Genomic DNA, 12,939 nt, shown 5'->3' on the forward strand with positions numbered 1-12,939 from the left:
CGTCAGATTTTTTCCGAGAATTTTGCTTTTCCAACTCAAAGCAAGAAGTAAGATTTTTTCGTAGGGGTTTGGTTTCCAAACCTACCCCAATAATCCAGAATAAATCAGAAATTCGTCAGATTTTTTCATAGAATTTTGCTTTTCCAACCCAAAGCAATAAAGAACAAAAAAGAAGGAAGTTTTAATATGTTTTTGTAGAGGTTTGCTTTCCCCACCCAAAGCAAGAACTTGCAATTTACAGAACTACCACAACAAAATCCTTAACTGTCTATAGACTCATCTATTTTCTTTATTCCTTCTTACCGAAAAATTTTGGTTTAAAGCCTCCCCTTGGATAGGGGATAATAAATAAAAATTTTCATGATTAGTCAATCCTATCAGTTTCAAGGAGAGGTCATTATTCATTATTCATTATTCATTATTCATTATTCATTATTCATTATTCATTGTTGAACTCTTCCTTGTTAATGACAATCCCAATTATAAAGAACTTTAGAAAAATCTAACGCTTTTAATTTAGACGGTTTAATAAAAAAATTACCAATTCCTACATCTCCCCAACAGATATCATTTGCTTCACCATGACGTCCATAATCTGAATCAATTTGCAATAACAAAATATAATCTTCATATTCAGGATTGAAACAACGAGGATCATCTTGAACAAAATTAGGATAACCCCCTACCTGATGCACAATTTCATCAATCCAAAAATACTGACAATACCATGTATCGTAAACGTCTAATAAACCATCATCCTTAAAATTAGGAAAATGTCGATCAAAAGCTGCATCATTTATATTTATAGGTGCATAATAATGGGTATAACTTAAGTTAAACTCACCTTGTATAGGAGTGTATATATCCTGATCCTCTTCTAAAAAATCAAAATATGTTACTAAATTATTAACGTTTTCGATAATTCGATCAAAATATATAATTTTGAAGCCATCTTGATTAGTTTGATCATCACAATCTAAACCATACATATCATCATTACTATCTATATAAAATTGTAAAATTCCTTGAGCAGGAAAATTATCCAACCGAGGCATTTCTGAAAAATTAAGTTGTGCTAAAAATTTTAAATATTCACCCTCTTGGTTAGTGGGATAATCAATTGTTCGAGGTAAATAAGGAAGTCCTCCAAATTTACTTTGCCACCATTGGGTTGAATTAGGTTTAATATCAATTTTTAAATAAGGTTTAATGGTATTAGCGATCGCTTCATGGTAAGTTTCTAACGCTTCAGGTAAGTTTATATCAAGTGAGGATTTCATAATTAGGTAGTCCTATAGATGTGGTGATAAAATTATGGTGAGGTAATTAGCTAACGCTTTGGTATAACTCTTGACTTATCCAAGTGAAAAATAATTTTAATTATAATTAGGTACTAATAGACTTCTCCAAAAATGAAAAATAAAATCAATTATTATCCATAAATTATCAATTATTCCCCCCTATTCCCTATTCCCTATTCCCTATTCCCTATTCCCTGCTATATGAATTATTCTCAATATCGACAATTATTTGAATTAGAAATTAACAAATCTGATGAAAAAATAGATTTAGCAAAAGCAGCTCTTTATTTAGCTTTAGAAGATGACAGAAAATTTGACCCCGATGAGTATCTAAATGCTCTTGATACAATGGCCAATGAAGTCCAAGAAACATTACCTGAAGCTCCATATCCTTTACGAATAATTAAGACTATAAACAACTATCTTTATAATGATTTAGGTTTTATTGGCAATACCATTGATTATTATGACCCCAGGAATAGTTTTCTGAATCAGGTAATTGACAGACGTACTGGAATTCCGATTACTTTATCCCTAATTTATCTGGAAATTGCTAAAAGAATAAATTTTCCCATGGTGGGTATTGGAATGCCAGGACATTTCTTAATTCGACCTAATTTTGAAGAAGCTGGTATATATGTAGATGCTTTTAACCAAGGTGAAATTCTGTTTCCTCAAGATTGTCAAGAAAAGTTGGCCAAAATTTATAGTCAACCAGTGGAACTACAACCTCAGTTTTTGGCAACTGTAAGTAATAAGCAGTTTTTAGTACGAATGTTGACAAATCTTAAAGCAATTTATTTGAATCGAAATGAGGGGTTAAAAGCTATTGGAGTCATCGATCGAATTCTACTATTATTTCCAAATGCAGTTATGGAAAAGCGAGACAGAGGTGTATTATATTATCAACTAAATCTTTGGGCAGAAGCTCGTCAAGATTTAGAAAGTTATTTGGTGAATTTTTCTCAAGCCGATGATATAGAGATAATTAGACAATTACTGACTAAAATTAGTCAAAATCTATAACTGAAACAAAAGTTAAAGGGCAAAATTTAAAAATCTAAAGTAAGATAATCTGAGCAACTAAGCTTTAATTAATCATGATTTTACGTGATTATTTTATACCCAGGAATATAACAAAAAAATCAGGTCTCAAGATTCATTTTTTAAGCAGATGAAAAAAATTAACTTCAGTATTTTAAGACACTGGTTTCAACAGTCGGTACTGATAACTGAAAAAGTGGGGAACCTAATATCAGATATTTCAGACTTCAGACACAAGAGCAAAAAAACATTCAACAAATTTAATTATTAAATTGTGAGGAATAGCAGAATGAAAAGCATTTTAAATTTAGGGGCATCGGTAAAAAAATTATTTCAATTTTCTGGTTTAAATAAAAGATTATCAAAGCTTTTCTATATTTCTTTGGCAGGAATTTTGACAATTATTTCTAGTATTTTAATCTTCACTTCTCAACCAGCAAATGCGATAGATGAAATTAAAATCACTTATGAATCAATTAATATACCTATAGCTATTTCTGATTTAGAAAAATTTGCCAATACAGGAGAACAGTCTGAGCAACTAAAATCACTATTTTTAACAGCGAATGCTAGTGAAGAAGATATTAGTAGAGTTCGGGAAATTTTAAGTTATAAATTAGAAGTTAAACCAGATTTTGTGAATAAATTATTAGAATCACGATATGGTGAACTTGCTATTGAAGAATTTAGTCGTTATTTTTCTCCAAATAGTGATGTATCTCAAATAAGTAAGGATATTATTGATGCAATTAATAACATTATTGCTGATGGAGAAATATCATTTTTAGAACTGGTACAAAAGTTTAAATGGACGGATAGAATTGTCATTGATGCTAAAGGTATTGAAACATTTTTTGTACAGGCTATAGAATTGGCTAAAAGAGGGTTAGATTTTGTGAGAGAACAGCCACAGGTACAAAAAATAGTTTGCCAATAATTATTTGTTTTGTTGTCAGAATTTAGCTATTAGCAGTCGGCTAGAGCGCAATAATATCCTACTTTTAAGAAAGGAGTTTAAATAGGGCTTGCTGATTAATATAAAAGCTGATTAATATAAAAGTATTGACAGATAAAAATTTTAGGCTTTTAAGAGTGAAAAAAAAAGGCGCAACTTTTGAAGCAAGAGTCACCAAAAAGTTAGGTTCAACAATTAATAATTAATAATGAATAATTAATAATTACTTCTCCTTGAAAAGAATAGGATTGACTCCTGAATGAAAATTTTTATTTATTATCCCCTATCCAAGGGGAGGCTTTACAGCGCTTTTCAGATGGATGAACCACATCGTCAGAACCAAAACCCGGACGTTCCATGGAACGTCCCTACTGTGGTTTACTGAAATGAAAACTGCTGTAAACCAAAATTTTTCGGTAAAAGGCAGAATAATTTCAGAAAAATCAAGGGATAAAATATCTAACTACCTCCTCTAAATTCCTCGTTCCTCCTGACTCCTAACTCCTGACTCCTAACCCTACCATACATACTTTTTCAGCAAGCCCTAAATAAATATAGACAAATATAGACTTTAACAACTTTTGTATGTAGTAAAATTTAATTCTGACTTGATTAATACAGCTTTGAACCTACACCAAAAGCAATAGCTGAATTGCGAAGTTTCGACCAAATAAGGCTAGCTAATAGCTGATGGCTGAATGCTTACGTTTTGTTTGAGGGAATGGGGAGGTAGGGAGATGGGGAAATTGAATATTGAAGTAGTTATGGTTCACCAATTAACAATTACCTTTTCTTAAAAATAAGAGGATTGACTTTCAATCTAAATTATTTAATTATTAATCATTAATTATTGCTCTGCTGATTAAAGATTAAAGCATTTTATAGATAAAGGTTTTAGCAATTTTAAGTCGTGAAAAAGTATCAGTTTTTTGGTGAAAAGAGCTGCATAAAGTGAGGACTTTGGGGTAAGTATGGCATAGAAAAATCAAGGAAAAATTATTTCTCCTACTTTACCCTGTCTTCCCAAACTTCCCAAACTTCCCACCCTCCCCAGACTTTTTTGCTTTTTTCAGCAAGCCCTAATTATTAACTATGGCTTGCTGGTTAACTATAATATTGACAGGTAAAGGCTAAAGCTTTTTTTATTCAAAAATAGTACCAGCGTTTGGGATTGAAAAACACTAAAACTTAGCATTTTAGGCAGAATAATTAGCAGAAAAATTACTCTGACAATTCTTACTACTATCTTAAGCCTTCAGCTATTAGCTAGGTTTTAGTTTTCCATAAAAGCTTGATCAATTATCTTACTATGAAAGTCGGCTCCCTAGCTCTTAAAATCTGTATTTATAAGGTTGAGTGCCTTTTTAGGTATTGAAAAAGTAGGCCTGTTTCAGCTTTTCAGGCTCAAAAAGTTAGCATTTTTGGCGCATTGATTTTTGGGCAAAAAAATTACTCCCCTACTCCCTAATTATGATAATATTGCTCTTCTGCTACTCTTTTCAAGCGTCTTAGTTGAGCTTCCATATCTGCTTTTGTCCAGGAAGCAGCAAACTGATTAAAACCAAATTTTATTATAGGATTAGGTATCTCAAATTCAAAACGATTTAATAAACGAGTACCTTCAGGTTCAGGTTGACATTCCCAGCGATCGCTACCTTGGAAAAAACCCTGAAATTCCCAAACAATTAAACCAGGTTCTCTTTCAGCGACAACACTATATAGAGAGGGTTGTAAAAAAGGAATATTTATTATGAATCTACTACGACTTCCCACAAATGTATCCCAGTTACCCACAACTTCACAACGTAGCATTGGATTTAACCACTTGTGCATGAGAATGTTATCCGTAATACAACGTTCTACAATAGTCGCGCTGGCACGAATTAAAATATTTTGCTCGAAAACTTGACTAAATGGCATTGTTACCCTCAAGCTATTAGACATATAAGGGCAATCTGATGATTGCTAATTAACACTCACATTAACCCAAGAAAACCATGAATGGCACTTGGCTAAGTATTACACAATCAATCAACCTCAGTGACCCAATTCAGGCTAATCCAATCTTAGCCTCAGATATTTTGGCACAAACTCCAGCAAATCCTGTAGATATAATGTCCCAAAATTTCAACAAAATCTTAATTTTGGACATAGTAACAGCAATCGCAATTCTAGTTGTAGGCTGGATAGTGGCAGGAGTTATTTCTAGCATAATTGGAGGACTATTCAAGAAGACTAATATAGATAACAAAATTGCTGGTTGGGTAACAGGTAGTCAGGAACAAGGTCAGAATTTACCTGTGGAGAAATGGATATCCTCTGTGGTGTTCTGGATCATTATGATCTTTGTTCTGATAGCCTTTTTTGACAAGCTCAACCTCACAGCAGTTTCTGAACCTCTAAATGCCTTCCTGACAGAAATAACTAGCTTCTTACCTAGTATAGCTGCTGCCCTAATTTGGCTAGGTATTGCCTGGATAGTGGCAACTATAGCTAAATTAGCAGTTAGCAGAGGACTTAGAACATTTGGTTTAGATGACCGTCTGAATCAGCAAGTTAATGATGGACGAGCAGAAGGTCAAGTAAATATTAGCGATACAATTGCTAATGCCATCTATTGGCTGATTTTCTTGCTATTTTTGCCAGTAATCCTGGAAGCTTTGCAACTACAGATTGCTCTAGAACCTGTTCAAAACATGGTAGATCAAATCTTACAAGCTCTGCCCAGGATGCTTAAGGCTGTTATTGTGGCTACAGTTGGTTGGTTACTCGCTACTGTGGTTAAGAAAGTTGTTACTAATCTACTTGCTGCTACTGGTGTAGACCAAATGGGTAGTAGGTTGGGTATGAGTCAAACCAGTGGTAGTCAAAATCTTTCTGGGATTATTGGTACAGTTGTTTATGTATTGATATTGATTCCTGTAGCGATTATAGCTCTGGATGCTCTGGATATTGACGCAATTACTACTCCAGCAGTAGCAATGCTCAACAATATTTTGACATTTGTCCCCAAAATCTTTGCGGCTGTTGTCTTTATTGTTATTGCTTACTTTGTTGGTCAATTTGTTAAAGATTTGATTACTAATCTTCTGACGAGTATTGGTTTTAATAATCTTTTCAATTGGCTTGGTTTAACTTCGACTCCACCATCTTCTTCATCTAGTGACCCAAATGCAACTGTACTTCAGGGTGGACCTGGTAGTACGCGGACTCCATCACAAATTGCTGGTCTTGTAGCTTTTGTGGGGATTCTCCTTTTTGCTGCGGTTTCAGCTACTCAAATTATGGAACTTGAGGCTCTAAGTTTAATCGTCAATCGGTTAATCTTTATTGCTGGTCAGGTTCTTTACGGTTTAGTAGTATTGGCTATAGGTCTATATTTAGCTAATCTTGCTTATAACTTAATTACCAGTTCTGGTGGTTCCCAAGCTAAACTTTTGGGTCAGCTTGCTCGGATTGGAATTATAGTATTAGTGTCAGCTATGGCTCTGCAACAAATGGGTATTGCTCCTAGTATAGTAAATTTAGCTTTTGGGCTTTTCATGGGAGCAATGGCAGTTGCTATTGCTCTGGCTTTTGGTTTGGGAGGAAGAGATATTGCTTCTGCTCAAATTCAAGAATGGCTAGAACAGTTTAAAACTAATAAGAAATAGTAGTTAAAGAAGCGGTCAGCGGTCAGCAGAATTTTTTTTTGACGCCCTCGAAGGAGGTTTACAATCCGACCCAACTATATACTGCTTGGGATTGTCGTGAATTTTAAGCTTAGTAGACGCTTTTTTGCCTTTCGCCTAGCTGATAGCTAGTTAAAAGTTCTGACAAAATTTTTTTATCGGAGAGAATGGGGAAAATAAAATATTTTTATTTTCCCCAACTACCAAAACGTTCTTCTCTCAAGTGCGAGAATATTTTTAAAAATTTCCCCTGCTCCTTACCCTCTACTACATACTCCCTAAATTTTTTACACACCAAAGATACAATTAATTTTGCTTAAACTGATATATTCGGCTTAATATAACAAAATAAGCTTTTGAGACATTTTAACCATAAGCCATTTTCATGTAGACTGATCTGATCAGCTCAAAAATATTCAAAAAAATAGGATTTTAGATATCAATACTAAAACGATCTAGTTATGACTACAAAAGTATATACAACGGAAGCAGCATTTTTACTCAATATATCGACAGGTAGACTGCGAATACTACTTAAACAAGGCAGAGTAGTAGGAGCTTACAAGGAAGAAAGGTTATGGATGATTCCTCTTAACAGTCGAGGAGTACCGGAAATCATACCCGGTCGTCGCGGTCCGGAAGGAACCTGGAACAAAGCTGAACGTACAGGGAATACATTTGTTCATGTTCTACGAAAGACTATTGATCAGAACCGAGATAATAAAACTTCTTATCCAGCAATTGCTGTCAAAGTAGGAGATAAAAAAGATTATTGCCACGCTCTAAAAATTAAGGGACCTTGCCAAATAGTCTATCAGCCACACCAGCCTAATAGAAGTCAGGCAGGAGGTGCCCGTCTGTGGATTGAGGTCGAGTCGCAACATCAAGTAGAACGAATTTATTTCTCAAATGGAGATTATGGTCCGCCTCCGGAAGTTAAGGAACAGAGAGAAAAGTCGAAAAGAAAGAGGAAAGAAAAAGAGCAAAAGTCTTCTGAGGAGAAGTGTTCGAGAAAATTACCGAAGTCAAAAGTCAGGCATTAAGATTTTATAGGCTCAAAACTTTGACGCTACAGTAATTTCAGGAAATTATTTCACGTTACTGTATTAAGATCAGCAATTTAGCCTGAATTAATGAAATTGGTATTAACTAAAAAACATGACAAGAAAATGGAGAGAGTATGGACCAAGATTTCTTGAGAGAGGAACTATGCCTTCAATCTTGCTAGGCGTAGGGAGTGCTGTAATGGGAATGTCAGCAATACCAATACTAACTCCTGCTGCTCCTGTATTCCTAGGCATTGGAGGAACAATTACAGGAGTGTCATTTTTGTGGACAGTAGTAGCTGGAGTTCAAGCTATCCCTGAAAGTATTAAAAAAGCAGTAGATGAAATCGGTAAATACAAATCAATAGATGAGTTAGATCAAATGGAACCTATTCCTTTAAAGCTAGGTTTTATTGGAAGAAGCCGTGTTGGTAAAAGTAGTTTATTAAATCTTTTTTGTGAAATACCTGAAGATAAGGAAAAATCAGGCAAAAATAAACAAGGAGATAGTACTGAAGTATTATATGCTTATATTCATTCAATTTTTTATGAAGAACAGGGTGGAAATAGTCAAATTTTAGCTGTTATTGATGGTAGTGGTGGTGGAAAGAAAAAAAGAGACTATCAATTATTTAAAATTGCAGAAAATGCAGATATTCTTTGTGTAATACTGGATCATACTTCTCAAGGATACGATCAATTGAAACAAGAGTTATATGAAATTCCTATAGGTCAAAATCGTTTAAAGGAGCATGAAGATTTTTTGGAAACTTTAAAAGAATACTTAGAGGAAAACATAAACGAGTCTAAGAAAAAAAAGAAATTACAATGCATCCATTTTCTTATGAATAAAAAAAATTATTGGAAAAAACAAGATGAAAATAATCTTGAAAACTGGTTTGATGATATTATTAGTGATTGGAAAAATAATAGAAAGTCTTTATCTAATCAAATCAGTGGTACTGTCCACTCAAATCGAAGCTCTGGTGATATTCAAGCACTAAGAAATGTAATTAGAAACATTATTATAAGTATTAACTGAAATTAAGTATTTGTTATGAAAACTTTAATAATAAATTCACCTATTGAGTTCGTTCTTTTGGGGCCTGTAGGAAGTAGAATGTCTGTTCTTGCTAAGAGCGAACAAGCCAGTGTTAATCTAATTGCTCACTATATTATTGAATATGAAAAAGGTGAAAAAATTAAATATTTTTCTTCTTTATTTTTAAGATTAAGTGATAGTCCTGAAATTCACTATATCAAAAGTAATTCTATTAATAATCTATCTAATGCTAATTATAGCGATCAACCTTCAACAAGTGATAAAGATGATCCTCGTAAAAGTCGTATGATTTTCTGTTGGAATGGCTTTAGCAATCTCAAGGATACAAGTTTTGTTCAAGACGAGTTTTCTCAATACACATCAGATATTGTCAAAGCACTAATTGAAGAAGACAAAGATGAGGTTGAATGGGTTATTGCTCCAATTGTATATAGGTGTACAAAAATCAATGAAAAGTACCAAAATAAAATTAGATTTTTGAGATTAGTTTTAAATGTCATATTCATTGTACTAATGATAACTTTTATTTTAAGTTCCTATGAATTAATTAAACATTCTGATTTCCTTCTTCCTAACCCTCCGAGACCTACTTCTGTTCCCTACTAGGAGATTTATTTTGCACGACTACTTAGTTATGTTAATTCTGATAATAAAGAAGCGAATTTCCATTGTCCGGCGTACTAACTGCTCATTCACATCAGATGAAAACATCTCATGTTATCTCATATAAAATCAATAAAAGAGATTATTAGAGCTTCTATTTCTATGTAGATGCACAAATTTCATTGAGTTGACCTTTGGAAAGATTAAAGTCGCTTTGCGCTTATTATTCGTAAAGTCTTTCCAGTTTTAGGATTTGTAATATATGTCCATACTCTGTTGTTAATATCAATCAATACTCGATCTCCTACTTTTACACCGATCTTCTCTCCATAGACAACATTGTAATAATTTCCAGTTGCTGAAAAAACGTTTATACTACAACCATTATTGTTACAACCTACGATTTTACAATAGAAAATGCAAAAGTTTCAGCTAAAGCCGGTTGAGATAGATTAGCGACTGACGCAAAAACAACTAATGCTGGAACACTTGATAGCATAGATGATGCTAGATACTTTTGATTCATTGAAGTTTTGAACCTTATGGTTTTTTTGATAGTTTTACTATAGCTAGGGTTTGCTGAAAAAGTCTCTATTGTTGTTGATTACTAAAATTTTTTATATCTAATTTAGCTATTAATTCTTCCTTAATACGACCCATAATCGAATTTTCATCCAAAGATGCCAAAATATTATTCACCACGGCTTTCGGACTTTCCTCTCCCCAAGATGCACCATTAGCTAGATATGTTTTAGTTATTTGCCCAATTCCATAAGACGATAAACCTCCTACTGCTGCTTGAGTCACTGCAACAGACAAATAAGGCGCTAAAGACAATCCTCCAGTAACAGGCGCAGCTAAACCTAATAATCCTTTCAGAGAACTTAATCCCAGATTTGCCACTAATTCACTGGCAGTTATACCACCCATACTAATAGCTATCTTTTGCAATAAATCTACTGCTCCACTTTGACTCATCTGAATGCCATACAACTTTGATAAAGTCAAAATCATAGCTACATCAATTATCGCCCCACTCAGAATATCTACCACAGTTACAGGGTTGAGAGCGATCGCCATTGCCTTAGTCATTACTCCTTTCCAAATAACTCGCTCTGCACTTTGGCAGCGAATTTCCATTTTCCGGCGTACTAACTGCTCGTTCACATCATCAGCATAGAGCATACTATTGAGCGCCACTAAAGATTTACCTTCTCGGTCTAAAATTTCCAATATTTTCAGCTTTAAATCTTCTACTTGAGGTTCTCCTCGTAGCATCTCTACTTTAAGACTACCATCGGAACGTTGCACCGCCTTAGCTACAAGTGGAGATGCTGCTGCCATAACTATTTCATTTGGTGAGAGTAATTCACGGACTCGTTCGTCGCGAATTTTATTGTATATAGCTAATCTATCTGCTTCTGGGTATTGGTCTATTTTGTTAAACACCAGCAAAATTGGTTTACCAGCATCTCGTAAGTAAGAAAGAGCTTCATATTCTACTTGAGTAATATCTCCTGCTACAGCAAATAGAAGTAAATCTGCCTGTTTTGCCACCTGTCGGGCCATTAATTCCCTAGTTTGTCCGTCTACTTCATCTATACCAGGGGTATCAATCAGTTCCACTTGAGATATTCTGTAGGAAGTTAGAGAATTTGTAGATGATGATTCTATTTCCGTTAAATTATCTCTCCCTAATTCCCATTGTCTAATTTTTGTCGTTTTAGTGACACCATGAATAGGACCTGTTTCAAAGATTTTTTCTCCTAGTAAAGCATTGAGAAGAGAAGATTTACCTCTACCTACCATGCCAAATACAGCAATATAAACAGAAGCTTTTTCTAATTTTTCTAACATTGATTCTAACCCAGAAATTTCTGAGTCTAATCCTACTCTTTCTTCTGGAGTTAAATCCAGATTAGTTACGATATCTTTTAAAGCATCTTTAGCGTTACAGATGTTAAGTTCTGCTTGAATATCTGCAAAGCTTGATATTGTTTTGTCTAGTTCTTGATCTAGATTCATTTTCAGATATTTTTAACTTAAAAAATAAATAACTTTTTATAGATATTAGTTTTAGTTTTTTGAGAGTTTTATTCCTATAATTAGCCAGTATATTCAGTATATTTTTCAAATATATTACAAGAGTTAAAAATGGGAATTCAGTCTCTAAATTCTCTAATCAGAGTTTATTTTATGATAATCTCATTTATCTGACTACTTACATAATGTCTCTTTGAATACCCAAAATTTATATTTTTGGAAATTAGGGAATAGGGAGCAATTTGAAAGAGCAAAACATTTTTTTTTATGTCTAATTAATGAGACTTGAGCTAAATGCTTATTTTGGAAATAGGGAATAGGGAGGAGTTTAAAATAGCAAAACATTTTTTTTATGTCTAATTAATGAGACTTGAGCTAAATGCTTATTTTGGAAATAGGGAGGAGTTTAAAATAGCAAAACATTTTTTTTATGTCTAATTAATGAGACTTGAGCTAAATGCTTATTTTGGAAATAGGGAATAGGGAGCAATTTGAAAGAGCAGAACATTTTTTTTTATGTCTAATTAATGAGACTTGAGCTAAATGCTTATTTTGGAAATAGGGAATAGGGAGCAATTTGAAAGAGCAGAACATTTTTTTTTATGTCTAATTAATGAGACTTGAGCTAAATGCTTATTTTGGAAATAGGGAATAGGTAGCAATTTGAAAGAGCAAAACATTTTTTTTTATGGCTAATTAATGAGACTTGAGCTAAATGCTTATTTTGGAAATAGGGAATAGGGAGCAATTTGAAAGAGCAGAACATTTTTTTTTATGGCTAATTAATGAGACTTGAGCTAAATGCTTATTTTGGAAATAGGGAATAGGGAGCAATTTGAAAGAGCAAAACATTTTTTTTTATGGCTAATTAATGAGACTTGAGATAAATGCTTATTTTGGAAATAGGGAATAGGGAGCAATTTGAAAGAGCAAAACATTTTTTTTTATGGCTAATTAATGAGACTTAATATAAATGCTTACATTGATTGAATCATTTCACTTTCTTTTTGGAAAAAAAATTTACTGTAAGTTGTGAAGAGTCATAATTCATAAGTCTCGGTTCATATTTTATTTGTCTATTAGACTTCTTGCAGAAGTCAGGCAATAGGCAATAGGCAATAGAGAATGAAATTGTTGATTTCACAGCTAGTATTGATTGAATTTTTACTTTTGCCATAGGTCTATTGGCACTTATTAAGCATTTCTTAAAGGC

The 12,939-nt window shown here is 33.3% G+C and carries 9 protein-coding genes; 6 read left to right on the forward strand and 3 right to left on the reverse strand.

Translation table 11 applies throughout. The features are described from left to right. Window positions 1–464: 464 nt before the first annotated feature. Complete coding sequence (locus tag F6K40_RS01300) at window positions 465–1,280, reverse strand: YwqG family protein (RefSeq protein ID WP_293130289.1); 816 nt, start codon at window positions 1,278–1,280, stop codon at window positions 465–467. Between the two features lie 222 nt (window positions 1,281–1,502). On the opposite strand from F6K40_RS01300, the gene F6K40_RS01305 reads away from it, so the two are divergent. Further along, window positions 1,503–2,327, forward strand: coding sequence for a SirB1 family protein (locus F6K40_RS01305; RefSeq protein WP_293130292.1), 825 nt, complete (start codon window positions 1,503–1,505; stop codon window positions 2,325–2,327). 307 nt (window positions 2,328–2,634) lie between these two features. Further along, on the forward strand, window positions 2,635–3,282 hold the full coding sequence (locus F6K40_RS01310; protein WP_293130295.1) for an alpha/beta hydrolase: 648 nt from the start codon (window positions 2,635–2,637) through the stop codon (window positions 3,280–3,282). A gap of 1,482 nt (window positions 3,283–4,764) precedes the next feature. Here the strand turns inward: F6K40_RS01310 and F6K40_RS01315 are convergent. Then, window positions 4,765–5,220: an SRPBCC family protein gene (locus F6K40_RS01315; RefSeq protein ID WP_293130298.1), complete on the reverse strand. Its 456-nt coding sequence runs from the start codon at window positions 5,218–5,220 to the stop codon at window positions 4,765–4,767. Between the two features lie 77 nt (window positions 5,221–5,297). On the opposite strand from F6K40_RS01315, the gene F6K40_RS01320 reads away from it, so the two are divergent. From F6K40_RS01320 to F6K40_RS01335, 4 genes are all read left to right on the forward strand, one after another. Then, window positions 5,298–6,953, forward strand: a complete 1,656-nt coding sequence (locus tag F6K40_RS01320; protein ID WP_293130301.1) for a mechanosensitive ion channel — start codon at window positions 5,298–5,300, stop codon at window positions 6,951–6,953. A 479-nt stretch (window positions 6,954–7,432) separates the two neighbouring features. Further along, complete coding sequence (locus F6K40_RS01325; RefSeq protein ID WP_293130304.1) at window positions 7,433–8,014, forward strand: DNA-binding protein; 582 nt, start codon at window positions 7,433–7,435, stop codon at window positions 8,012–8,014. A gap of 115 nt (window positions 8,015–8,129) precedes the next feature. Beyond that, the gene (locus F6K40_RS01330; RefSeq protein ID WP_293130307.1) at window positions 8,130–9,059 is read left to right on the forward strand and encodes a GTPase; all 930 of its coding nucleotides are present in this window, start codon (window positions 8,130–8,132) and stop codon (window positions 9,057–9,059) included. Between the two features lie 15 nt (window positions 9,060–9,074). Continuing rightward, window positions 9,075–9,686: a hypothetical protein gene (locus F6K40_RS01335; protein WP_293130310.1), complete on the forward strand. Its 612-nt coding sequence runs from the start codon at window positions 9,075–9,077 to the stop codon at window positions 9,684–9,686. Between the two features lie 588 nt (window positions 9,687–10,274). Here the strand turns inward: F6K40_RS01335 and F6K40_RS01340 are convergent. Then, complete coding sequence (locus F6K40_RS01340; RefSeq protein ID WP_293130313.1) at window positions 10,275–11,708, reverse strand: GTP-binding protein; 1,434 nt, start codon at window positions 11,706–11,708, stop codon at window positions 10,275–10,277. Window positions 11,709–12,939: the final 1,231 nt, after the last annotated feature.

This window comes from Okeania sp. SIO3I5 (assembly GCF_010672085.1).
Classification (GTDB): Bacteria; Cyanobacteriota; Cyanobacteriia; order Cyanobacteriales; family Microcoleaceae; genus Trichodesmium.

Bases quoted from the DNA above. Each gene is read 5' to 3' on its own strand.
- F6K40_RS01300 (WP_293130289.1), bottom strand. From the start codon at position 1,280: ATGAAATCCTCACTTGATATAAACTTACCTGAAGCGTTAGAAACTTAC.
- F6K40_RS01310 (WP_293130295.1), top strand. From the start codon at position 2,635: ATGAAAAGCATTTTAAATTTAGGGGCATCGGTAAAAAAATTATTTCAA.
- F6K40_RS01320 (WP_293130301.1), top strand. From the start codon at position 5,298: ATGAATGGCACTTGGCTAAGTATTACACAATCAATCAACCTCAGTGAC.
- F6K40_RS01335 (WP_293130310.1), top strand. From the start codon at position 9,075: ATGAAAACTTTAATAATAAATTCACCTATTGAGTTCGTTCTTTTGGGG.
- F6K40_RS01305 (WP_293130292.1), top strand. From the start codon at position 1,503: ATGAATTATTCTCAATATCGACAATTATTTGAATTAGAAATTAACAAA.
- F6K40_RS01325 (WP_293130304.1), top strand. From the start codon at position 7,433: ATGACTACAAAAGTATATACAACGGAAGCAGCATTTTTACTCAATATA.
- F6K40_RS01315 (WP_293130298.1), bottom strand. From the start codon at position 5,220: ATGCCATTTAGTCAAGTTTTCGAGCAAAATATTTTAATTCGTGCCAGC.
- F6K40_RS01330 (WP_293130307.1), top strand. From the start codon at position 8,130: ATGACAAGAAAATGGAGAGAGTATGGACCAAGATTTCTTGAGAGAGGA.
- F6K40_RS01340 (WP_293130313.1), bottom strand. From the start codon at position 11,708: ATGAATCTAGATCAAGAACTAGACAAAACAATATCAAGCTTTGCAGAT.